This is a genomic window from Amycolatopsis sp. ATCC 39116, from assembly GCF_000231075.2.
Lineage (GTDB): Bacteria > Actinomycetota > Actinomycetes > Mycobacteriales > Pseudonocardiaceae > Amycolatopsis_E > Amycolatopsis_E tucumanensis.
Genome location: NZ_AFWY03000029.1, coordinates 35,293 through 58,889, shown reverse-complemented (window position 1 = coordinate 58,889; position 23,597 = coordinate 35,293). Strand labels below are relative to the sequence as shown.

The following is a 23,597-nucleotide window of genomic DNA, read 5'->3' as shown; positions in this document are numbered from 1 at the left end:
CCTCGCGTTCGCCGTTGTGACCGAAGTGGCCCAAGTCCCGGGACTCAGGTTTGGGATTCCTCACTTGATCGGTCCAGCGCCCATCCGGACGAGTAAGGGACCTGCCGATACCGAGTACGGGGCCGGTGTGGAACCGGTACGGTCGCCGGACCGTCTGCAGGAAGAGCGGAAGGGGGTTCCGGTGGCGGACCTGTCGGACATCGAGCGCATGGTCGGCGACTGGGAGCGCAACGCGGTCGAGCGGTCGCAGCGCTTCCAGGCGATGCAGCACGAGGTCGAGCAGATCTCGATCACCGAATCGGTGGCGAACGGGGCGGTCAGCGTGACCGTCGGCAACAACGGCATCCCCACCGACGTGCGCATGACCGACGCCGTCCGCGGGATGAGCCCGGACGAGATCGCGGCGAACGTGCTCAAGGCGATGCAGAAGGCCCAGTCGAAGTACCCGCAGGTCATCCAGGAGATCGTGGCCGGGACGGTGGGCGAGTCGGACAGCGCGGCGCAGCACATCGTGCGGACCGCGGCCGAGAACTTCCCGGAGGCCCCGCCCGAGGACCCCGAGCCGCCTGCGCCGGGCCGTCAGCTGCGGATCGAGAGCGAGGCCGACGACGAGCCGCCGCGGCAGCCGCGCCGCCCGGCGCCGCCCCAGCGGCCCCGGCGCGATGACGACGACGGCGACTTCGGCGACCAGTCCTTCCTGCGACGCGACTAGGGGGAACGATGACCAGCAGCTTCGCGCGGGGCGCGGGCACCAGGGTGGGCGGTTCGGCCGCCCGCGGCGCCGCCAACGGCTACGAGGTGCTCACCGACGAGCTCGGCACGCACGCGGGCAAGGTCGACGGGCTGGCAGAACGCTTGCAGACCGCTGTCGACGCGGCCCGCCAGGTGAGCATGGACAACAGCGCGTTCGGGGTGATCTGCCAGCCGTTCGCGATGATGCTCGACCCGTTCGAACAGATGGGCGTCCGCGCGCTGGAGACCGCGAAGGAGTGTGTCACCGGCACCGCGGGCAACGTCCGCACGGCGGCCACCAAGTACGACGGACAGGACGACAGCACCCGGCAGACGGTCAAGCAGCTGGGTGAGCCCCTGACATGAGCAACCCGCTCGTCGCGCAGGCCCGGTCGCAGACGACCGCGGTCACCGGCATCGGGATCCTCGAATCCGCGCAGGACCTGTCCAACGGGATCAAGGACGGGTCGTGGGTCGAGGGCGGGCTGGGGGCGCTGGGCACCGGTCTCGAAGTCCTGTCGATGGTCATCGATCCGCTGGGCACGTTGGCGCAGTACGGGGTGGCGTGGCTGATCGAGCATGTGCGGCCGCTCAAGGAGGCGCTGGACTGGCTGGCGGGGGATCCGCCGGTGATCCAGTCGTTTTCCGACACGTGGGCGAACGTGGCCAAGGAGGTCGGCGCCGTCGCGGGTGATTTGAAGAACGAGGTCGACGGCGGCACGGCCGGGTGGACCGGTCAGGGCGCGGACACCTACCGGGAGAACGGGGCGGCGCAGGCGGAGGCGCTGGCGGGGGCGGCGTCACTGGCGGACGGCATTTCCACCGGTGTGATGATCATGGGCACGGTGGTGGGGTTCGTGCGCGAGATGGTGCGCGACATCGTGGCCGAGCTGGTGGGCAAGCTGATCACGTGGGCGCTGGAGGCGGCGTGCACGTTGGGTTTCGCGACGCCGTTGATCGCCGCGCAGGCCACGGCGGCGATCTCGTCGGCGGTGACGCGGATCGCGGATTTCATCCGGAAGCTGGTCAAGACGATCGGGAATGTGTCGCCGCGGATCAGCCGGGTGATCGGCAAGCTGGACGAGATCATTCAGCAGTTGAGCAAGTTGGGCCGGAAGCTGGGCGGTGAGGGCACGACCCCGTCGGCCGCGCACGGCGGCGGCGGGAAGGTCGACACGCCGGACCTCGACGGCCCCACGAGCCCGGACGCGCCGAACAGCCCGGACGGCGTCGACGGCACCCCGGGCAACGGCCAGGCCGGCGGTGACGGCCCGTCCCGGGCCAGGGACTCTGCCGAGGACCCGCGCAAGTCCGGCCAGGACGAGGACTCCACCTGCACGAACGGCGACCCGATCAACGTCTTCACCGGCGAGGTGATCCTGCCGCAGGTGGACGTCGACCTTCCGGCGGTGCTGCCGTTGACCGTGCGGCGGCGGCACGCCTCGGCCTACCGGCTCGGCCGGTGGTTCGGGCGGACCTGGGCGTCCACGTTCGACCAGCGCCTCGAGGTCGAGGACGACGGGATCTACTTCGTCACGGAGGACGGCCGCGTCCTGGTCTACCCGCACCCGGTGCGTGACGGTCAGCCCGTGTTCCCGGTCGAGGGGGCCCGCTGGCCGCTCGTCCGCACCGGGGACGAGTACGTGGTCACCCACCGGCAGAAGCGCGAGCGGTACACCTTCGGTCCCGTCGACGGCGCGCCGGACGGCGAGCTGCCGCTGCGCTCGGTCGTGGGCCGGACGGGGCAGCGCCTGGACGTGGACTACGAGAACGGCGCCCCCAGCGAGCTCCGGCACTCGGGGAACTACCGGGTGGCGGTCACCGCGGCGGGCGGCCGCATCACCGCCCTGACCCTCCGCGGCGCGGACGGTGCGCCGGACGTCCCGCTGCTCCGGTACGCCTACGACGACGAGGGCCGCCTCACCGAGGTGTTCAACTCGTCGAACCGGCCCCTGACCTTCGCCTACGACCGGGCGGGGCGCATCACGCGCTGGGTGGACCGCAACCGCGAGTGGTACGGCTTCCACTACGACGGCCTTGGCCGGTGCGTCCGGACCGAGGGTTCCGGCGGCGCGCACACCGGAACGCTGCGGATCGACCAGGACGCCCTCGTCTCGGTGTGGACCGACGCGGCGGGCCACGAGACCACCTACCGCTTCAACGAGCTGCGGCAGATCGTCGAAGAGGTCGACGCACTGGGCGGCAGCACCCGCTCGGAGTGGGACCGCTACGACCGGCTGCTGTCCCGGACGGATCCGCTGGGCCGCACCACGTCCTACCGCTACGACGACGCCGGCAACCTGGTGACCCTGACCCGCCCGGACGGCACCCAGCGGCTGTTCAGCTACGACCGGGACGACCAGCTGGTCGCCACCGTCGAGCCGACGGGCGCGGTGACGCGGCGGGACTACGACGAGGCCGGGAACCTCGTCGCGGTCACCGACCCCGCCGGAGCCGTGACCCGGTACCGGTACGACGAACGCAACCACCTGGCGGCGATCGTCGATCCGCTGGGCGGCGTGCACCAGGTCGAGACCAACGACGCCGGTCTCCCCGTCGCCATGACCGGCCCGGACGGCGCGGTGAACCTGTTCGGCCGCGACCAGTTCGGCCGGATCCGGTCCCGGACCGACCCGGCCGGGGCGACCACCACCTACACCTGGACCGTCGAGGGGCTGCTGTTGTCCCGCACCGGTCCGGACGGCACGGTCGAGCGCTGGCAGTACGACGGGGAAGGCAACCAGACCGCGGGAGCCGGCGCCGCGGGCGAGCTGACGCACGTCGTCAGCACCCACTTCGACCTGCCCGCCGCCGTCACGACCCCGGACGGGAACCGCCTCGAGTACACCTACGACGAGAAGATGCGGCCGGTCGTCGTGCGCAACGCGGCCGGCTCGGAGTGGCGGTACGTCTACAACGCCGTCGGCAACCTCGTCCGCGAGACGGACTTCACCGGCCGGACCCTCGTCTACACCTACGACGCGGCGGGGCAGGTGGTGTCGCGGACGAACGGTGCGGGGGAGACCACGCGCTTCACCTACGACCTGGTGGGGAACCTCGTCGAGCGGCAGACGGGCGACGCGCCGCCGGCCCGGTTCACCTACGACGCGGCGGGACGCCTGGTGCGCGCGGTGAACGCCGACGCCGACGTGCGCTTCGAGCGGGACGAGGCCGGGCGCGTCGTCGCCGAAACCGTGAACGGCCGCACCGTCGAGTCCCGGTACGACCTGCTCGGCAGGCCGGTGTACCAGCGCACCCCGACGGGCGTGGAGAGCCGGTGGAGCTACGACGCGGGCGGCAGGCCGTCCGTGCTGAGCGCCGCGGGCCGCACCATGAGCTTCCGCTACGACAGCGCGGGCAGGGAAGTGGAACGCCTGCTCGACACCGGGATCTCCCTGGCGCAGGAGTGGGACGCGGGCAACCGCCTGCTCGCGCAGACGTTGTCCGCGGTGTCGGCCGCGTCGCCGGTCCGGCGGATCCAGCACCGCACCTACCGGTACCGCGCGGACGACCAGCTCGTGGCGACCGCCGATCAGCTCGGCGGGCTCCGCGAGTTCGACCTGGACCAGGCCGGTCGGGTCGTCGGCGTCCGCGGCGCGGGCTGGGCGGAGCGCTACGACTACGACCGCGTGGGCAACCTCCGGGCCGCGCACAACCCGGCCGATCCCGAGGCGAGCGGGCCGCGCGAGGTCAGCGGCACGCTCACCGTCGCCGCCGGGAACGTCCGGTACGCCTACGACCGTCAGGGGCGGATGGTGCTCCGGCAGCGGAAGCGGTTGTCCGCGAAACCGGACAACTGGCACTTCGCCTGGGACGGCGAAGACCGGCTGGTCGGGCTGGTCACCCCGGACGGGACGCGGTGGCGGTACGCCTACGACGCGCTGGGACGGCGCATCAGCAAACAGCGCATCGCCGCGGACGGGCACACCGTCGCCGAGCGGACCGACTTCGTCTGGGACGACACGGTCCTGGTGGAGCAGATCGAATCCGGTGGCCGGACCAAGGCGTGGCACTGGCTGCCGGACACGCTGCAGCCGGTGAGCCAGACCGAGCGGCTCTGGAACACCCGCGACCAGGCCTGGGTCGACCGCGAGTTCTACGGCATCGTGACCGACCTGATCGGCACCCCGACCGAGCTGGTGGACGCCGCGGGCAACCTGGCCTGGCGGGCGACCAGGTCGGTGTGGGGCCTGGTCGCCGGAGTCGGCGCCGCCGACACCCCGTTGCGGTTCCCCGGGCAGTACCACGACCCGGAGAGCGGTCTGGACTACAACTACCACCGCTACTACGTGCCCGAGCTCGGACGCTACGCGAGCCAGGACCCGCTCGGCCTGGTCGCCGGGCCGAACCCGCAGGCCTACGTCCCGAACCCGATGACGTGGCTCGACCCGTTGGGACTGGTGCCGTGCCGCGACTGCGACGCGCAGAAGGAAGAACTGCCCAAGGGCGACAACCGGTGGTTCGACCAGCGGCGGGAGGCGTTCAACGCCGCGCGCGACCGGGCCGGCATCCCCAACAGCGCGTCGCCGGTGCGGCAGTGGACCGTCGGTGACAACCCGGCCCTGCAGGGGCGGGGCAACTACCACTACGACAGCGCCCCCGGCGCACACGGCCGCTACTACGAGTACGAGACGCCGAACGGCCCGAGGGTGATCGCAGAGCACACGAACGACCCGCGCGCGCCGCACCCGCACTTCCACGCCTACCAGCCGAAGGCGGGCCACGACGGGGTGGTGATCGGTGAGAAGTACGACCGGGTCGATGGTCCGCACCACTACTACTATGGGTCGCATGCTCCGAGCTGGCCGGCGGGTGACTGAGCCGTGACCGGGTCCGCGCGCGACCGGCGGCTCCGGTTGCTGCAGGCGAAGAAGGCCGAACAGCTCAAGGACCGTCTGTCCGCTTTCGACACCGGTGAGTTCGCCCAGTGGCCGGACTTCCCGGAGTGGCTGCGCGCCGAGTTCGTCAAGACGCGGCGGACGACCGCCGAGCCGGACTCGGTGCTGCCCGAGTCGGCGGACGACGACGAGATCCGCGCCTGGCAGGCGGAGTTCGCCGCACGGGCCGGGCTCGACGGGCGGCTGTACGTGCTCACCGGGGTGGACGACTTCCCGTGGCTCTACTGCGCCGCGCGGGACGACCGCTGGGCGGAGGAGATCGGCGAGGTGCTGGGGTACGGCTGGACCGCGATCGGCGCCGGGAAGGACCGTCTCGTGGTGTTCTACGAGGAGGAGTACGAGTACCAGGCGTTCCTGGTGGCGCCGGGGCACCTCCGGGACGACGACGGCCGGTTGCGCGAGCTGTAGCGGGGGTCTCACCTGCCGCTCAGCGGACCTGGCGGCCGTCGTCACACCGGTAGCCTCCTCGGTGGAGGTTGTGATGGATTCCCCGACACTGGTGGCCGCCCTGAGGCGGGTCGTTCCGGCTGAGCGCGTGGTGGACGACCCAGCCGTGGTCGAGTCCTACCTGCAGGACCACGCGGAGTGGGCCGAATACGGGCAGGCCGCCGCGGTGGTGCGGCCGCGCGGGACCGCCGAGGTGCGCGACGTCGTGCGGTTCGCGGTTGAGCACCGGATCCCCGTGGTTCCCCGCGGGGCGGGGACGGGCCTGTCCGGCGGGGCGAACGCCGTCGACGGCTGCATCATGATCTCGTTCGAGTCGATGGACTCGGTGCTGGAGATCGACCGGGCCGAGCGGCTCGCGGTCGTGCAGCCGGGCGTGGTGAACGACGACCTGCGGGCGGCCTGCGCCGAGCAGGGGCTGTGGTACCCGCCGGACCCGGCGAGCTCGCCGTGGTCGACGATCGGCGGGAACGTGGCCACCAACGCCGGCGGGCTGTGCTGCGTGAAGTACGGCGTGACCAGGGATTACGTGCTGGCGCTGGAGGTGGTGACCGGGCGCGGCGAGGTCGTACGGCTGGGCCGTCGCACCGCGAAGGGCGTCGCCGGGTACGACCTGTGCGGCCTGATGGTCGGTTCCGAGGGCACGCTCGGGGTGATCACCGAGGTGACGGTGCGGCTGCGTCCGCGGCGCGAGCCCGAACGCACCATCGCCGGGTACTTCGACTCGGTGATCGCCGCCGGTGAGGCGGTGAGCGCGGTGTCCGCGTCGGGGGTGATCCCGTCCGCGCTGGAGCTGGTCGACCGGCACTGCCTGGAGGCGGTCGACGCGTGGAAGAACATGGGCCTGTCCACCGAGGCGAACGTGGTCCTGCTGGGCCGCGTCGACACTCCGGGGCATGCCGGCGAGGAGGAGGCCCGCACGATCCTGCGGTGCTTCGAGGAGGCCGGCGCGAACTGGGCGGCGCTGTCCACGGACGAGCACGAGGCCGAAGCCCTGTTCGACGCGCGGCGCCTGGCGTACCCCGCGCTGGAGCGGCTCGGCCCGGTGCTCACCGAGGACGTGTGCGTGCCGCGAGCGCTGGTGCCGGAGATGCTGGCACGGATCGAAAAGGCCGCCGCCAGGCACGACACGCTGATCGCGAACATCGCCCACGCCGGCGACGGAAACCTCCACCCCCTACTCATCACACCCATCGGAGATGACGCGGCCAGGCGACGCGCACAGGCCGCATTCGAGGACATCATCGCCGACGCGGTAGAGCTGGGCGGCACGGTGACCGGCGAGCACGGAATCGGCTTGCTCAAACGCGGCGGCTTGCGTCGCGAGGTTAGCCACGAGGTCCTGGAGATGCACCGCGCAGTCAAAAATGCCTTGGACCCACACGGAATCCTGAACCCAGGCAAGGTTTTCGTTTAACACAAACAACAAACCGCCGCCCGGCAACGCAAAGCAAGCGACTACCCCAACCAGACCTCCCCCGCCCCCGATCCACAGCCGATCTTTAGTCGCCGATCAGCGGGGTCAAGGTACTCTTTCCCGCCTTGACGCCGCTGCTCGGCGACTGAAACACAATCAGGCATCGGGGGCGGGGGTGGTCGGAAGGTGACCGTTCGAGCGCCGTGAGGCGCTTTTCGCGCGACAGCGCGGGTTTAAAGATCAAGAGATGTCCTCGCCGGACGGGCAGGCTCCGGGATGACCAGGGGTTGGGTGCCTCAGCTCACCTTGGCGAGGTGGTCGCCGGGTGGTCATCCCGTCGCCCTCCGGTTTGTGCATATCACCTTGAGCCAGGGCCGCAAGGTTGGCATGTTCGGCTGCCGGTTGGCAGCCTGGGTTGCGGCCCTGGCTCAAGGTGATCGTTGCGTGTCAGGCGACGGGATGACCACCCAGCTTCGGTTTTGTTCAAAGATGGCGCTATGCGCCTGTTTTCCACAGGTGTGCGTAGTGGCCGTTCGCTGCCAACAACTCCTCGTGGGTGCCTTGTTCGACGATTCGTCCGTGGTCGAGTACCACGATCCGGTCCGCGCGAGAGGCTGTCGCCAGGCGGTGTGCCACCACGAAAGTCGTGCGGCGCTTGGCCACCGTTTCCGTTGCGGCGAGGACCGTGGCTTCCGCGGACGGGTCCAAGGCGGCCGTCGCCTCGTCGAGGAGCAGCACGTCCGGGTCCACCAGTTCCGCGCGGGCCAGTGCGACCAGTTGCCGCTGCCCCGCGGACAACGATCGGCCCCGTTCGCCCACCGGCTGGTGGAAGCCCTGCGGCAGGGCGGCGATCGCGTCCACCGCGCCGACCGCGCGCACCGCGGCTTCGACCTCCGCGTCCGACGCGGACGGGTTGCCGTACCGGACGTTGTCGGCCACGGTGCCGGAGAACAGGTGCGCCTCCTGCGGCACGACGCCCATCCGCCGGTGCAGCCCGGCCAGGTCGTAGTCCCGGACGTCGACCCCGTCGATGCTCACCTTGCCGCTCGTCGCGTCGTAGAAGCGTGCCGCCAGTTTGACCACTGTGGACTTCCCGGCGCCGGTCGCGCCGACCAGGGCGACCGTCTCGCCCGGCGACACCTTCAGCGAAACATCAGCCAGGGCAAGGGATTCCGTGCCGGTGTAGGAAAAGTCGACCGCGTCGAAGGCGACCTCGCCGCGCAGGCGCTCGGGCACCGGCACCGGGTCCACGGGCGGCGGCACCGACGTCGGCGTCCGCAGCAGGTCGCCGATCCGGTGCAGGCCGACCTTCGCCTGCTGGTACCCGTCGAACACCGACGACAACTGCTGGATCGGCGAGAAGAACAGGTTCAGGTACAGCAGGAACGCCAGCAGCACACCGACCGCCAACGTCCCGTCCGCGACCCGGTTCGCGCCAGCCACCAAGACGATCGCCTCGGCGACCCCGGACAGCAGCGTCACGAACGGGAAGTACGTCGCCACGTACCGCTGGGCCCGCAGCCGCGAGCGGCGGTACGCGTCGCTCCGAGACGCGAAGTCCTCGGCCGACCGCTCCTCCCGGCTGTACGCCTGCGCGACCCGCAGACCGCTCACGTTCTCCTGCATGTCGGCGTTCACGGCGCTGACCTTCTCGCGCGCCTCGGTGTACGCCGCACTGGACAGCCGCCGGAAGATGACCGTCGCGATCACCAGAACCGGCACCACGGACAACGCGTACAACGCCAGCGACACGTCGGTGATCAGCAGCGCCCCGGTGATCCCGACCAGCGTCAGCGCGCTGATCACCGCCTGCGCGACACCGGTCTGCAGGAACGTCGACAACGCGTCCACGTCGGTCGTCATCCGGGTCATGATCTTGCCGGACAGCTCGCGCTCGTAGTAGTCGAGCCCGAGCCGCTGCAGGTGCGCGTAACTGCGCACACGCAGCGAGTACAGCACCGTCTCACCGGCCCGCGCGGTGATCCGCGTCTGCGCCGCGATCACGAACCAGTCCATCGCGATGATGAACGCGCCGATCCCGGCGCACAGCCACACCACCCACGGCAGGCCGGGACGCACGCCGTGGTCGACGCCCTGCTGGTACAGCGCGGGCAACGCGATCGACGCCGCGGCGTCCAGCCCGACCAGCAGCACCGCGGCGATCAGCAGCCCGCGCACCGGACGCAGCGCCGAACCCAGCCGGAACCCGGGATCGGGCGCGGTCACCGAGTCCGGATCCAGCGCGGGCCGATCCTTGGCGGGCGGCAGCTTGCGCACGCCCTCCAGCAGTTCGGCCGTCGGCGGCGCGTTGAGCGCGCTGCTCGCGCTCATGCCCCCGCTGCCCGGCATCGGCGCCGGCGCGTTCCGCTGCTGCGCCGCCTCGGCCAGCTCGTCGACCGCGTCCCGCTCGCCGGTCTCCGGCCAGAGTGCGGGCGTGGTCCCGGTTTCCGGGCTCGCCACGCAGTCGCGCTTGTGCACGTTCTCCACACCCTCGCCGGGTCCGGCGATCAGCTCGCGGAACAGCTCGCAGCGCTCCGCCAGCTCGTCGTACGTGCCGACGTCCACCACCCGGCCGGCGTCGAGCACCGCGATCCGGTCGGCCAGCGACAAGGTGGACTTGCGGTGCGCGATCAGCAACGTCGTGCGCGTCGCGGTGACCGAGCGCAGCGTCTCGTAGATCGCCGCCTCGGTGACCGTGTCCACCGCGGACGTCGCGTCGTCCAGGATCAGCACCCGCGGATCGGTCAGCAGCGCCCGCGCCAGGCCCAGCCGCTGCCGCTGACCGCCCGACAGCGTCAGGCCGCGTTCACCGACCTGGGTGGCGTAGCCGTCCGGCAGCTCGGAGATGAACTCGTGTGCCTCGGCCGCCTTCGCCGCGGCGATCACCTCCTCGTCGCTGGCGTCCGGGCGGCCGTAGGCGATGTTGTCGCGGATGGACGTGGAGAACAGGAACGCCTCCTCGAACACCACGCCGATCGCCTGGCGCAGATCCGCCAGCTTCACGTCCCGCACGTCGCAGCCGCCCAGCCGCACACTGCCCGAGTGCGGGTCGTAGAAGCGGGGCAACAGCAACGAGATCGTCGACTTGCCGGAACCCGCGGTGCCGACCAGCGCCAGCGTCTCGCCGGGTTCCGCACGCAGGCTCAGCCCGTCCAGCACCGGTTCCGAGCGCGTGTAGCCGAACCGCACGTCGTCCAGCTCGATGCCGAGCGGGCCGTCCGGCAGCGGCTTCGGCTCGGCCGGATCGGTGACCTCCGGCTGGGCGTCCACCAGCTCATAGACGCGCTCCGCGCCGGCGCGGGTCAGCTGGGCCTGCACCACCAGCGCCGACATCATGCGGGCCGGCCCGATCAGGCCGGACACGTAGCTGGCGAACGCGAGGAACGTGCCGAGCGTGACCTGCCCGTTGAGCGCCAGGATGCCGCCGAAGGCCAGCACCGCGACCTGCCCGGCCGCGGGCAGCGCGGACGTCGTCGCCGTGGGCACCGCGGCCAGCCGCGCCGCGCGCAGCCGCTCCGCGAACAGCCGCCGCGCGGTCTTCTCCAGCCGCGCGACTTCGCGGGCCTCCTGCCCGAAACCCTTCACGACGCGGACTCCGGTGACGGTCTCCTCGACGTGCTGCGCCAGGTCCGCCGCCCGTTGCTGCGCCGACCAGGTGGCCGGAAACAGGCGCTTGCGGGCCATGCCCGCGACGATCGCGACCGCGGGCACCACGATCAACGCGATCACCGTCAGGCCGGGCGACATCCACAGCATCGCGGCGACCGAGAACACGGCGAACACGACCGAGCCTGCCGACAGCGGCACCACGAACAACAGCGACACGACCAGCTGCAGATCGGTGATCGCCCGCGACACCACCTGGCCGGTGCGCAGCGAGTCCTGCTTGCCACCGTCCAGCCGGGACACCGAGTCGAACACCCGCTGGCGCAGGTCGTGCTGTACGTCCAGCGCGAGCCGCCCGCCCAGGTAGCGGCGGACGAACGCGGTGCCGAACATGAGCAGCTGCACGCCGATCAGCCCCGCGACCAGCAGGCCGAGCCGCCCGGTTTGGGAGGCCACCGCGTCGTCCACGGCGACCTTCACCAGCAGCGGGCTCGCGGCCTGCAGGCCGACGCTGAACACCGCCGCGGCGAGCGACGAGACGACCAGGACCGGATGGCGCCAGCAGGCCGCGGCCAGCCGGCGGATCCATCCGGTCCCGGGGTTTTCGACAGTGCGTGGTGGTGCGACAGTCACCACGCCAGGTTATGCGCGTGTGCGCTTAGGTGATGTCTCGGCGCTGGTTGGAGGCCCAGCCGCCGACGAAGAACACCAGCGTCCAGGCCAGGAACACCAGCGCGGCGGCCCACCACGAGATCAGGCCGGGCGCACCGGCCGAGAGCTGCAGGCCCAGCTTGTCCCAGTGCTCGACACCACCCGGCAGGTTGATCGAGTCGATGCCGAACGCCTCCGCGGCGACACCGCCGACGATGCCGTTCGCGGTGCTGTTCGGCAGGATCGCGCCCAGCACGTCGGTGGTGTTCCACATCGCGATGACCAGCACGTTCTCCACGATCAGGAAGTACCCGATCAGCAGGATCACGGCCAGCACGACCTTGTTCAGCACCGCGCCGAACCCGATGCCGAACAACGTCACCAGGATGTAGGCGAGCACCGTGGCGCCGAACGCCGCGAGCCACTGACCGCCGGTGGGCAGCCGGTCGCTGTCCACGGTGATCGCCGTCGCTAGCGCCGACACCGCGAAGCTGAGCAGACCGTAGAGCGCGCCCCACAGGATGTAGGTGATCATCTTCGCGGTCAGCGCGGACACCCGGTTCGGCGCGGTCAGGAACGTCGTGGTGATCGTCTTGCTGTTGTACTCGCCGGCCAGCGCGAACACGCCGAAGATCGCCGGGACCAGCTGCGCGATGTTCACGCCGTGCGCGATGCTCAGCAGCCCGACCGGCAGCGCGTCGGCGGACACCCCGGCCTGCTCGGCGATGATCCGCGCGGTGCCGGAGCCGATCCAGTCGGCGAAGTCGTTGGTGATCTTGCCCCAGGCGAACGACATCCAGAACGCGACCAGCACCAGCGGGATGATCAGGATCCACCAGGTGTTGAGGCTGAGCGTCTTGCGGAACTCCGCCTTGATCAACCGGCCCATCAGCCCTGTCCTCCCCAGCCGCCGTGCCCCTGCTGCGGCGGTGCTTGCTGGTACTGCTGCTGCGGTGGGTATCCCGGTGGCGGCGGGCCGCCCCATCCGCCCTGCTGCGGCGGCTGGCCGTACGGCTGCTGAGGCGCCCCCGCGTACTGCGGGCTGGTCAGCTGGAAGAACAGCTTCTCCAAGTCCGCCCGCTCCTCCTCGATCCCGTACACCGCGATCCCGGACTTCGCGACCAGGTCGCCGATCTGCTGGCGGGTCGCGCCGACCACCGCGACGCGCCCGTCCGGCGTCGGCTCCACCTGCGTGAAGCCGGCCTCCTGAAGCGCTTTCACCAGAGCGTTCGCGTCCGCCGCCTGCACCAGCACCCGCGACTGCTGGCTGCTGCGCAGCTGGTCCAGCGGGCCGTAGTAGCGCGTGACGCCGTGGCTGATGATGACGACCTGGTCGATCGTCTGCTCCACCTCGGACAGCAGGTGGCTCGACACCAGCACGGTGCGGCCTTCGCGGGCGTAGGCGCGCAGGAAGTTGCGCAGCCACACGATGCCCTCCGGGTCGAGGCCGTTCGCCGGCTCGTCCAGCACCAGCACCTGCGGGTTGCCGAGCAGCGCGGTCGCCAGCGCGAGCCGCTGCCGCATGCCGAGCGAGAACCCGCCCGCGCGGCGGTCCGCGGCGCCGGAGAGCCCGACCAGGCCCAGCACCTCCTCGACGCGGTTGTCCGGCGCGCCGATCGCCGCGGCGTACACCTTCAGGTGGTTCCGCGCGGTGCGCTTGGGGTGGAAGCCCTCGTTCTCCAGGACCGCGCCGACGACCTGCGCCGGGTTGCCCAGCTGCTGGTACGGGCGGCCGTTGATGGTGGCGACACCGGCGGACGGCGTGACCAGGCCGAGCAACATGCGCAGCGTGGTGGTCTTCCCGGCGCCGTTCGGGCCGAGGAAGCCGGTGACCGAGCCGGGACGGACCTCGAAGCTCAGGTTCTGCACCGCGGCGACCGGCCCGAAGTGTTTGCTCAGGTTCTGCACGAATATCCGGCCGCTGCCGTCGTGTTGCATGCGCGCCCCTCCCGGCCCGGTGAACTTGATCGCGGGCACATAGTGCCCTACTCACGTCCGGTTCAACCCGTCCGGGTGCCGTGTGTCGGGGAGGGTGCGCACAAAGGGGCGGCCCGCTCAACCAGCCTGGGGGTCACTGGGAGCGGGCCGCCACGTACAAGCTTAGGTGGTATCCCCGGACTTCGCTTACGCGGGGGCCCATGTTGGTCTGAAAAGTTCTTCACACGTTCGGTGGTGGGGTGGGCGGTCCCTGACGCGGGACCGCCCACCGGGGTCAGGCGAGGACGTCGGCCAGCGGCGTGTGCGGCAGGTCGTGTGCCTGCGCGACAGGGCCGTTGACCAGGGCGCCGTCGTGCGCGTTGAGGCCGAGCGAGAGCGGGCCGTTGGCGCGCAGCGCGGCCTGCCAGCCGTGGTCGGCCAGCTGGACGGCGTAGGGGAGTGTGACGTTGGTCAGGGCGTAGGTGCTCGTGCGCGGAACCGCGCCGGGCATGTTCGCCACGCAGTAGAAGACGGACTCGTGCACGGTGTAGGTCGGGTCGTCGTGCGTCGTCGGGTGCGAGTCGGCGAAGCACCCGCCCTGGTCGATCGCGATGTCCACGAGCACGCTGCCCGGCTTCATGCGCGCGACCAGGTCGGTGGAGACGAGTTTCGGCGCCCGCGCGCCGGGCACCAGCACCGCGCCGATCACCAGGTCGGCCTCCAGCACGGCCTGCTCGACGGCGAACGCGTTCGAGGCGACGGTGCGGATGCGGCCGGCGAAGTCGTGGTCGATCTGGCGCAGGCGGTCCACGTTGGTGTCCAGGATCTCGACGTCCGAGCCGAGGCCGAGCGCGATGCGCGCCGCGTTGAGGCCGGCGACCCCGCCGCCGATCACGACCACCCGCGCGGGGTGCACGCCGGGCACGCCGCCGGGCAGCACGCCGCGGCCGCCGCTGGGCTTCATCAGGGAGTGGGCGCCGACCTGCGGGGCGAGCCGCCCGGCGACCTCGGACATCGGCGCCAGCAGCGGCAGCGCGCCGCTGGGCTGCTGCACGGTCTCGTACGCGATGGCGGTCGTGCCCGCGTCCAGCAGGGCCTGCGTCAGCGGGCGGTCCGCGGCGAGGTGCAGGTAGGTGAACAGCACCTGGTCGCGGCGCAGCCGGGGGTACTCCTCGGCGACCGGCTCCTTGACCTTGAGGACCATCTCGCCCTCCGCCCAGACGTCGTCGGCGGTGGCGAGGATCTTCGCGCCCGCGGACACGTACTCGTCGTCGCTGATGGCGGACCCGATGCCGGCGCCGGCCTCGATGAAGACCTCGTGACCCCGCGCCGTCAGTTCGTGCACCCCGGCCGGGGTCACGGCGACGCGGTACTCGTGCTTCTTGACCTCGCGGGGGACGGCGATGCGCACTGCTTCCTCCTGCATCCGTGGACGTGGTGCTGACCACGGTGAACCACCCGGATGGCGGTGTCATCGTGCCTCGCCGACAATTCTCCGCCGCTCGGGTGGTGCCCGCAGGACAAGGCCTTGACCTCCACCTTGGTGGAGATCCCAGGATGATCTCCATGAGAGCGGTGTGGTTGAGGGAGTTCGGCGGGCCCGAGGTGCTCGTCGCCGGTGAGGCGCCGGATCCGGTGCCCGGTCCCGGGCAGGTGCTCGTGGGTGTGACGTTCGCCAACACGACCTTCGTGGAGACGCAGTTCCGGGCGGGGCTGCCCGGGCCGTTCCGCGCGGAGCCGCCGGTGATCCCGGGCAACGGGGTCGGCGGGGTGGTGCTGTCCGGGCCGGATGAGCTGGTGGGCGCGCGCGTGGTGACGAGCCTGAACGGGTCGGGCGGGTACGCCGAGCGGGTCGTGGTGGACGCGGCGGTGCCGTTCCGCGTGCCGGACGGCCTGGCGCTGGACGACGCGGTGGCGTTGCTGGCCGACGGCCGGACCGCGACGGCGCTGATCCGCGCGGCGGGCGTGTCGGCGGGCGAGCGGGTGCTGGTAGAGGCCGCCGCGGGTGGCGTGGGGAGCCTGCTGGTGCAGCTGGCGCGCAACGCGGGCGCGACGGTGATCGCGGCGGCAGGCGGCTCGCGCAAGACGGCGGTGGCCCGCGACCTCGGGGCGGATCTGGTGGCCGACTACACGCAGCCGGACTGGGCCGCGCGGGTCGGCCCGGTGGACGTCGTGTTCGACGGCGTGGGCGGCGCGATCGGGGCGGCCGCGTTCGGTCTGGTGCAGCGCGGCGGGCGGCACTTCAGCTACGGCCTGGCGAGCGGCGCGTGGACGGAGGTGTCCGAGGAGGAGGCCGCCGCGCGGGGCGTGGTGTTGCACCGGGGCCCGCTGGGCAGCCCGGCCGACCTGCGGGCCGCCACCGAGTGGGTCTTGGCCGAAGCCGCGGCCGGCCGGGTGAAACCGCTTGTGGGACAACGCTTCCCGCTGGACCGGGCCGCCGACGCGCACCGGGCGATCGAAAACCGCGCGACGATCGGCAAGACGCTGCTGGAGGTGTGACCCTCAGGCGGGGCGGGCGTCTGCGGTGTCCCCGACCGCCACCACCCCGGCGCGCGCCACGCGCATGATCACGCCGAACTTGTTGGCGTGCCGGTCGATCAGGTGGGTCTGCAACTCCGGCCACCGCTCCCGGCCGGAGGGCTCCCAGCTCGGCACGGCGCAGCGGATGCACGGTCCGGCGTGGTCACCGGTCACCTCCAGCGACACCTCGCCGACGTCGAGCGTCGTCCCGGTGGTCCAGTCCTCCTCGGCGAAGGCGGGGGCGTCGGTGGTCAGGTGGATGTTCGGGCGGAAGCGGTGGAGTTCGACGGGCTTGCCGAGCTCCGCCGCGAGCGCTGCCAGCGACGCCTCGAACGTGACCAGCACGGTGGGGCCGCGGTCCTGCTGCCCGTCCGCCGCGCGCAGCTCCACCGGCATCCCGAACGACCCGGCGAGCGCGTCCACCAGGCCGGGCTCGTCCCAGGACCAGGACCGGCCGTCCGGCGCGCGCAGCATCGGGGGCTTCGGCGGGTCGATCACGTCGGCGCCGTACTCCGCGCCCCAGGTGAGCATCGGCGGGTTCTGGCGCACCGTCAGCACCTTCCCGCGGCGCTTCTCCCGCCCGTCGACCAGCGCGTGCGCCCGGTCGCCCGCCATGCCCCGCCCGTCGAAGCGCGCGGCGCGGACCTCCTCGCCCCGCAACGACTTCACCGGCCAGCGGTGCAGCCCGGCAACCGACCCCTCGAACACGGAAACCCTCCTACGACCAGCGCACGGCGACCAGCTGGACCAGCAATGCTAACCGGACATCCGGGTCGTCCAGGTCGAGCGGGACGAGTTCGAGCACGCGCCGCATGCGGTACCGGAACGTGTTGGGGTGGATCCGCAACGCCTGCGCCGCCGAGCGCGGGTCCCCGGGGTGGCGCAGCCACTCGTAGAGCGTGTCGACGTAGCCCGTGCCGTTGATCCGGTCGTACTCGCGGAGCTGTTCGAGCGGACCGAGTTCGGCGACGCCCGCCGCGGCCGCCGCCGAAGCCGTGCGGTGCAACGCGAGCGCCGTCCACAGGCCGTCGAAGCTGCCGGACGGCCCCTCGATCACGCCGGCGCGCAGCAGGCTCAGCGTCTCCTCCGCCTCGGCGCGTGATCGCGGCAGCTCGCCGATCTTGACCGCGCTGCCTGCCGCGACCCGTGGCGCGCCGCGGGACGGGTCGGCCAGCGACGGCCAGTCCGCGCCGTCCGGCACGACCGTGTAGAGCAGCCCGCCGAGTTCCGTCGCGATCGGACGGCGCCCGATGCCCAGCGACATCCGTTCCATCAAGGCCAGCCGCAGGCCTTCGTCGTCCCCGGGGGTGTCGACGACGACCACCCGGTGCGGTTCGTCCGTCAGCTCCAGTTCGGCGATCGCGGCGCGCGGACCGGCTTTTCCCTCCAGGACGGCACGCAGCAGTTCGGCCGACGCGCGCCGCCGGGCGTCGGCGTGCGCCCGGCGGCGGAGGAGGTGCAGCGCGACGACCGGCGCGGTGTCGGCGAACGCGGCGGCGCGCTCGTCGGACACCGGCCCACGCACCACCGCCCACATCGAGCCGAGCAGTTCGCCGCCCATCCGGATGGGCACGATGAGCCGCGGCAGCGTGCCGTCCCGTTGCTCCGGAACGAAAATCGTCTGCCTGCCGCGGGACAGTTCGCGGAACACGCCGCGGGAGCGGAACTTCGCGAGGACGTCGTCGGGGATTCGGCGGCCCATGATGGTGGACACGCGCGCCGGGTCGGTTATGTCCTGCCGCGCCGAGTAGGCGAGCACGCGGGAATTGGTGTCCTCGATCGTCACCGGAGCGTCGACGACCGCCGCGACCGCGTCCGCGAGCCGGAACAGGTCCGCCGAGGCGGGATCCCCCTCCAGCGACTCGGGTTCCTCCGCGGCGGCGTCCAGCACGGTGCGCAGCAACCACACCAGCTGGGCCCACGCGGTAGCCGCGCGAACTTCGATGAGGGCGACGCCTGCCGCCTTCGCCGCCCGCCGGACCGGCGGTTTCCGCGCGACCGGTGGCTTGAGCAGCACCGCGGCGGCGCCGGCCGCCGCGCTGTGCCGGATGAGCTCGACCCCGGCGGCCGGGTCGTTGATGGCGACGCCGAGGACCAGGTCGCCCGCCGCGAGCTGGGCGGGCGCCCCCGGCTCGGCGATCACCACGTCCGCGACCGCGGGGCAGGGGTCGGGCAGCTGGACCGCGTGCAGCAACGTCGGCCCCACCCGGTCGACCACGCTGCGGACGGACACCATTTCCGCAGGATACGGCTCGACGGCGGGCGAGTGGCGGCGCGAGTGGCTCCCGCGCCGCCACTCACGGCTACCTGCTCAGCACCCGGGCCAGCACGTCCCACAACGTGGCGGCCGGGTCGGCGGCGGCGCCGGGGCTCCGCCACGCCACGATCCCGTCCGGCCGCACCAGGCTGGCGCCGCCGTCGCCCAACCCGAACCGCGCGCGGAACACGCCCGTGGGGTCGTCGAAATCGGTGCCGCACTCCCGGTACTCCAACGCGATGCCCGTCTCCGCACGCACCTCCGCGACCGCGTCGCGCCAGCCGCCGGTGCCGAAGACGACCCAGCCGTGGCCGAGGAAGTCCCAAGTGGAGCCGGTCGCGGTGGGGACGTGCGGCGCGCGGAACCCGGGACGGCCGGACGGCTCCACCGGGTTCTCCAGCAGGTCGTCGTCCTCGGCCAGCACCGCGCCCGACCGGTAGCGGAATCCCAGCGTGAGCGCCATCTGGTCGACCGGCGGGGCCACCCCGGTCAGGTCGAGGTCCGGCACCATCCGCTCCTTCGCGTTGTGCAGCGAAGTGCTGACCACCATCTCCGCGATCGGCTTGCGCTCGGCTTCGTAGCTGTCCAGCAGCCCGGGCCCGGCGTCGCCGCGGAGCACCGCGGCCAGCTTCCACGCGATGTCGTGCCCGTCGCCGACCGCGGTGTTCCCGCCCATGCCGCCGGTCGGCGGCGTGACCTTGGCGGCGTCGCCGACCAGGGACACCCGGCCCGCGGCGAACCGGTCGGCGACCCGCGCCGCCATCTCCCACGCGCCCGTCCACTGGATCTTCGGCTCCAGGTCCGGCAGATCGGTCGCCACCCGGATCAGGTGGACCAGCCGCTCCTCGGGGAAGTCGTCGGCCGTCTCACCGGGCCCGATGTCTACCGCGCACACGTACCGGCCGGGCACGTCGGTGTTCACCAGCGCGCCGGTGAACTCCGGGTGCTGCAGGTAGAACAGGTCGGTCACGCCGGGCAGCAGCCGGTCGCCGAGATCGGCGTCGAACACCACCCCGATCGACTGCGCGATCGCGCCGAGCCCGGAGGTCCCGATCCCGAGCGCCTCCCGGATCCGGCTCCGCCCGCCGTCCGCGGCCACCAGGTACGACGCGCGCACGGTCGTCTCCGAGCCGGCGCGGGAGCGCAGCACCGCGGTCACCCCGTCGGCGTCCTGCGTGAACGACACCAGTTCCGTCGAGAACCGCACGTCCGCGCCCGCCTCGCGCGCCCGCTCCAGCAGGATCGGCTCGACCACGTCCTGCCCGGCCATGCCCCACGGCGCCGCGGTCGCCGCGCTCAGGTCGCTCTCCCCGAGGTCCTCGACGATCCGGTGGAACACCGGTCCGCTCAGGCTCGCTGCGACGGTGATCCGCAGCCCCTGCGAGGCACGCTCGCTGACGCCGAGCACCTTCCGGTCGATCCCGGCGAACCGGTACAGCTCCATCGTCCGCGGCGTCTGCCCGGACGCCCGCGGGTGCAGCGACGTGCCGGGGTGCCGTTCCACCGTCAGCACGTTCACCCCGCCGAGCGCCAGGAACACGCTCGCGGACAGGCCACCCAGCCCGGCCCCCACGACCAGGACGTCGACTCGTTCCATGGTTCCTCCTCACTGTGGAAATCCCGTTCGCCAAGTATCTTAGAAACTAAGAGATTAAGCAAGCGAGGAAAATCCACAGCGTGGGAACCGGTTGGGATGGTTGATCCGTTTTGACTAACTTCGGAGGCGGCGCCTTCCGCTGAACAGCCCACGCACCAAGGAGAACGACGATGACCGAGTCGCAGGCCTGGTCCTTCGAGACCAAGCAGATCCACGCCGGCGCGAGCCCCGACCCGGCCACGGGCGCCCGCGCGACCCCGATCTACCAGACGACGTCGTACGTCTTCCGTGACAGCCAGCACGGTGCCGACCTGTTCAGCCTCGCCGAGCCGGGCAACATCTACACCCGCATCATGAACCCGACCCAGGACGTCCTCGAGCAGCGCCTCGCCGCGCTCGAAGGCGGCGTGGCCGCGCTGGCGTTCGCGTCCGGTTCCGCGGCCACCACGGCGGCGATCCTGAACGTCGCCAACGCCGGCGACCACATCGTGTCCGGCGCGAAGCTGTACGGCGGCACCTACAACCTCTTCCGCTACACCCTGCCGAAGCTGGGTGTCGAGGTGTCGTTCGTCGAGCAGCAGGACGACCCGGAGCAGTGGCGGGCCGCCGTCCGCCCGAACACCAAGGCGTTCTTCGGCGAGACGCTCGCCAACCCGGGCAGCGACGTGCTGGACATCCGGGCGATCGCCGACCTGGCGCACGAGGTGGGCGTGCCGCTGATCGTGGACAACACCATCCCGACGCCGTACCTGCTGCGCCCGATCGAGCACGGCGCGGACGTCGTCGTCCACTCGGCCACGAAGTACCTCGGCGGCCACGGCACCACGGTCGCGGGCGTCCTGGTCGACGGCGGCACCTTCGACTTCGGCGCGCACGGCGACCGCTTCCCCGGCTTCACCGAGCCGGACCCCAGCTACCACGGCCTCAAGTACTGGGAGGCCCTCGGCCCCGGCGCGTACGCGGCGAAGGCCCGCGTCCAGCTGCTGCGCGACACCGGCGCGGCGATCGCGCCGCTGAACAGCTTCCTGATCCTGCAGGGCATCGAGACGCTGTCGCTGCGCGTCGAGCGGCACGTCAGCAACGCGAAGGCGCTGGCCGAGTGGCTGGAGCAGCGCGACGAGGTCGAGCGCGTCTACTACGCGAGCCTGCCGTCGAGCCCGCACTACAACCTGGCGCAGAAGTACCTGCCGCAGGGCGCCGGTGCGGTGCTGTCGTTCGAGCTGCGTGGCGGCGTGGAGGCCGGGCGGAAGTTCGTCGACGGCACCGAGCTGCACAGCCAGCTGGTTAACATCGGTGACGTGCGCAGCCTCATCGTCCACCCCGCCAGCACCACCCACAGCCAGCTCGGCCCGGAGGAGCAGCTCGCCAGCGGTGTCACGCCGGGCCTGGTGCGGCTCGCCGTCGGGCTGGAGGGCCTGGAGGACCTCAAGGCCGACCTCGAGGCCGGGTTCCGGGCGGCGAAGGCGGCCCTGTGACACAACCGTCCACTGTGGATCTGCCGCCTGCGACGGGTGCGTGGCGGGAGGGGGATCCACCGGGACGGCGGCAGTGGGCCGCAGGCGGACAGCTGCGGCTGGACGCCGGTGGCTCGCTGCCGGAGTACCGGATCGCGTACGAGACGTGGGGCACGCTGAACTCCGACGGCTCCAACGCGGTCCTGATCGAGCACGCCCTCACCGGCGACAGCCACGCCGCCGGTGAGGCCGGGCCGGGGCACCCCACGCCGGGCTGGTGGGACGGCCTGATCGGGCCGGGCCGCGCGCTGGACACCGACGAGCTGTTCGTCGTGGTGCCCAACGTGCTCGGCGGCTGCCAGGGATCGACCGGGCCGTCGTCGCCGGACCCGGACGGCCGGACGTGGGGGAGCCGGTTCCCGCGCATCACGATCCGCGACCAGGTCCGTGCCGAGTCCGTGGTGGCCGACCAGCTGGGTGTCGAGCGGTGGGCCGCGGTGCTCGGCGGGTCGATGGGCGGCATGCGGGCGCTGGAGTGGGCGGCGACGTTCCCGTCCCGGGTCGCGGCGTTGCTGGTGCTGGCCGCGCCCGCCGCGTCCTCGGCCGACCAGATCGCGTGGGCCGCGCCGCAGCTGCACGCGATCACGTCGGACCCGGGCTGGCGCGGCGGCGACTACCACGACGCGCCGCCGGGCGGGGGCCCGCACCGCGGGCTGGGCGTCGCGCGGCGGATCGCGCACGTGACCTACCGCAGCTCACTGGAGCTGGACCAGCGGTTCGGCCGGTCGCCGCAGGGCGAGGAGGACCCGTTCGACGACGGCCGCTATGCCGTGGAGTCCTACCTCGACCACCACGCGGACAAGCTGGTGCGCCGCTTCGACGCGGCCTCCTACGTGTGGCTGACGCGGTCGATGAACACGCACGACGTGGGCCGCGACCGCGGTGGCGTCGGCGCCGCGCTGGCCGGGGTGACCGCGCGCAGCGTGATCGCGGGCGTCGATTCCGACCGCCTCTACCCGATGCGGCAGGCGCACGAGCTGGCGGCGGGAATCCCGGGCGCGGGCGAGGCCGCGGAGATCACCTCGCCGTACGGGCACGACTCGTTCCTGATCGAGGTCGCGCAGGTGTCGGCGCTGGTGAAGGCGCTGCTGCACTGACCCCGGTCCGGTCGCGCCGGAACTCGCTCGGGTTGACGCCCCGGACCCGTTTGAACGCCGCGCTGAACCCGAACGGGTCGGCGTAGCCGACGGAGCGCGCGATCTCGCCGATGGTCGCGGCTTCCTGCGCCACCAGCCGGTCGGCGGCGAGCGTCATGCGCCAGCGGGTCAGGTAGGTCAGCGGCGGTTCGCCCATCAGGTCGGCGAACCGCTTGGCCAGGGTCGACCGCGACACGCCGGTGCGCTGCGCCAGCGCGGCGACGGTCCACGGCGCCGCCGGCTCGGCGTGCAGCAGGCGCAGCGCGCGGCCGACCACCGGGTCGCGCTGCGCGGCCCACCACGCCGGGGGCTCGCCGCCGGGCCGGTCGAACCACTCGCGCAGCGTGCAGACCAGCAGCCAGTCCAGCAGCCGGTCGAGCACGACCTGCTGGCCCGGCGCGTCGATGGCGACCTCGGCGGCGAGGTGGTCCAGCACGGGGTCGGAGGTGTCTCCGGTGCCGCCAACGCGCACCACGACGGGCAGCGCGTCCAGCAACCGGCGGCTGATCTCGCCGCGCACCGGGTAGGCGCCGACGATCAGCGTCGTCGCGCCGTCGCCGTGGTCGTGCCACCCGAGCCGGTACCGCGTCCCGCCCTGCTCGGGCGTCGCGCAGAACTCGCCACACGCGACCGGCTCGGCACGCGTGCCCGGCTCGTCGACGAAGGTGAAGGTCCCTGGTCCGCGCACGATGATCGTCTCGCGGGCGCGCAGCCGCTCGGGCCGGTGGTGTTCCGGCACGATCCAGCCCTCCCCGGTGAGCACCGTGCACAGGGTCAGCGGCGCGCCGTCCACGAAGTGCAGGTTCCACGGCGGGGACAGGGTCGTGCTGCCGAACAGCGAGCCGTGGGCGCGCACCCCGCGGATCAGATCGCTGAACACGTCCACGTCGACCAGGTTAGACGATCAC

The 23,597-nt window shown here is 72.1% G+C and carries 16 protein-coding genes; 8 read left to right on the top strand and 8 right to left on the bottom strand.

All coding sequences use genetic code 11. The annotated features are described in order from the left end of the window. Positions 1–181 precede the first annotated feature (181 nt). The 5 genes from AMY39116_RS0325665 (at position 182) to AMY39116_RS0325645 (ending at position 7,491) form a co-directional block, all read left to right on the top strand. Entirely contained in the window at positions 182–712 is a 531-nt protein-coding gene (locus AMY39116_RS0325665) for a YbaB/EbfC family nucleoid-associated protein (RefSeq protein ID WP_020420482.1), read from the top strand. Positions 713–720: 8 nt separating this feature from the next. Next, positions 721–1,098, top strand: coding sequence for a type VII secretion target (locus AMY39116_RS0325660; RefSeq protein ID WP_020420481.1), 378 nt, complete (start codon positions 721–723; stop codon positions 1,096–1,098). Continuing rightward, positions 1,095–5,552, top strand: a complete 4,458-nt coding sequence (locus tag AMY39116_RS0325655) for a DUF6531 domain-containing protein (protein WP_020420480.1) — start codon at positions 1,095–1,097, stop codon at positions 5,550–5,552. Before AMY39116_RS0325660 ends, AMY39116_RS0325655 begins: the two co-directional genes overlap by 4 nt. Positions 5,553–5,555: 3 nt before the next feature. Further along, positions 5,556–6,038 (top strand): hypothetical protein, encoded by a 483-nt coding sequence (locus tag AMY39116_RS0325650; RefSeq protein ID WP_020420479.1) that lies wholly within the window; start codon positions 5,556–5,558, stop codon positions 6,036–6,038. 73 nt (positions 6,039–6,111) lie between these two features. Continuing rightward, on the top strand, positions 6,112–7,491 hold the full coding sequence (locus AMY39116_RS0325645) for an FAD-binding oxidoreductase (RefSeq protein ID WP_020420478.1): 1,380 nt from the start codon (positions 6,112–6,114) through the stop codon (positions 7,489–7,491). 495 nt (positions 7,492–7,986) lie between these two features. Here AMY39116_RS0325645 and AMY39116_RS0325640 read toward each other — a convergent pair whose 3' ends face one another. The 4 genes from AMY39116_RS0325640 to ald form a co-directional block, all read right to left on the bottom strand. Next, on the bottom strand, positions 7,987–11,733 hold the full coding sequence (locus tag AMY39116_RS0325640; RefSeq protein WP_020420477.1) for an ABC transporter ATP-binding protein: 3,747 nt from the start codon (positions 11,731–11,733) through the stop codon (positions 7,987–7,989). Between the two features lie 22 nt (positions 11,734–11,755). Continuing rightward, positions 11,756–12,637 carry an ABC transporter permease gene (locus tag AMY39116_RS0325635; RefSeq protein ID WP_020420476.1) on the bottom strand — a complete coding sequence of 294 codons (882 nt, stop codon included), beginning with the start codon at positions 12,635–12,637 and terminating at the stop codon, positions 11,756–11,758. Then, positions 12,637–13,686 carry an ABC transporter ATP-binding protein gene (locus AMY39116_RS0325630; protein ID WP_027936222.1) on the bottom strand — a complete coding sequence of 350 codons (1,050 nt, stop codon included), beginning with the start codon at positions 13,684–13,686 and terminating at the stop codon, positions 12,637–12,639. Before AMY39116_RS0325630 ends, AMY39116_RS0325635 begins: the two co-directional genes overlap by 1 nt. Before the next feature lie 274 nt (positions 13,687–13,960). After that, positions 13,961–15,076 carry an alanine dehydrogenase gene (gene ald, locus AMY39116_RS0325625; RefSeq protein WP_020420474.1) on the bottom strand — a complete coding sequence of 372 codons (1,116 nt, stop codon included), beginning with the start codon at positions 15,074–15,076 and terminating at the stop codon, positions 13,961–13,963. Positions 15,077–15,231: 155 nt separating this feature from the next. Here ald and AMY39116_RS0325620 point away from each other — a divergent pair, with 155 nt between their 5' ends. Continuing rightward, positions 15,232–16,164: a zinc-binding dehydrogenase gene (locus tag AMY39116_RS0325620; protein WP_020420473.1), complete on the top strand. Its 933-nt coding sequence runs from the start codon at positions 15,232–15,234 to the stop codon at positions 16,162–16,164. A 3-nt stretch (positions 16,165–16,167) separates the two neighbouring features. On the opposite strand, the gene AMY39116_RS0325615 is transcribed toward AMY39116_RS0325620, so the two are convergent. From AMY39116_RS0325615 to rdmE, 3 genes are all read right to left on the bottom strand, one after another. Then, on the bottom strand, positions 16,168–16,893 hold the full coding sequence (locus AMY39116_RS0325615; protein WP_020420472.1) for an MOSC N-terminal beta barrel domain-containing protein: 726 nt from the start codon (positions 16,891–16,893) through the stop codon (positions 16,168–16,170). A 10-nt stretch (positions 16,894–16,903) separates the two neighbouring features. Next, positions 16,904–18,421 carry a CdaR family transcriptional regulator gene (locus AMY39116_RS0325610; RefSeq protein WP_020420471.1) on the bottom strand — a complete coding sequence of 506 codons (1,518 nt, stop codon included), beginning with the start codon at positions 18,419–18,421 and terminating at the stop codon, positions 16,904–16,906. 67 nt (positions 18,422–18,488) lie between these two features. Continuing rightward, the gene (gene rdmE, locus AMY39116_RS0325605; protein WP_020420470.1) at positions 18,489–20,039 is read right to left on the bottom strand and encodes an aklavinone 12-hydroxylase RdmE; all 1,551 of its coding nucleotides are present in this window, start codon (positions 20,037–20,039) and stop codon (positions 18,489–18,491) included. A 170-nt stretch (positions 20,040–20,209) separates the two neighbouring features. Here rdmE and AMY39116_RS0325600 point away from each other — a divergent pair, with 170 nt between their 5' ends. Together AMY39116_RS0325600 and AMY39116_RS0325595 are read left to right on the top strand one after the other, a co-directional pair. Continuing rightward, positions 20,210–21,514: a bifunctional o-acetylhomoserine/o-acetylserine sulfhydrylase gene (locus tag AMY39116_RS0325600; protein WP_020420469.1), complete on the top strand. Its 1,305-nt coding sequence runs from the start codon at positions 20,210–20,212 to the stop codon at positions 21,512–21,514. A gap of 14 nt (positions 21,515–21,528) precedes the next feature. Further along, positions 21,529–22,650: a homoserine O-acetyltransferase gene (locus AMY39116_RS0325595; RefSeq protein ID WP_020420468.1), complete on the top strand. Its 1,122-nt coding sequence runs from the start codon at positions 21,529–21,531 to the stop codon at positions 22,648–22,650. Here the strand turns inward: AMY39116_RS0325595 and AMY39116_RS0325590 are convergent. Further along, entirely contained in the window at positions 22,571–23,575 is a 1,005-nt protein-coding gene (locus AMY39116_RS0325590) for an AraC family transcriptional regulator (RefSeq protein ID WP_020420467.1), read from the bottom strand. The two genes, AMY39116_RS0325595 and AMY39116_RS0325590, sit on opposite strands and share 80 nt — an antisense overlap. Positions 23,576–23,597: the final 22 nt, after the last annotated feature.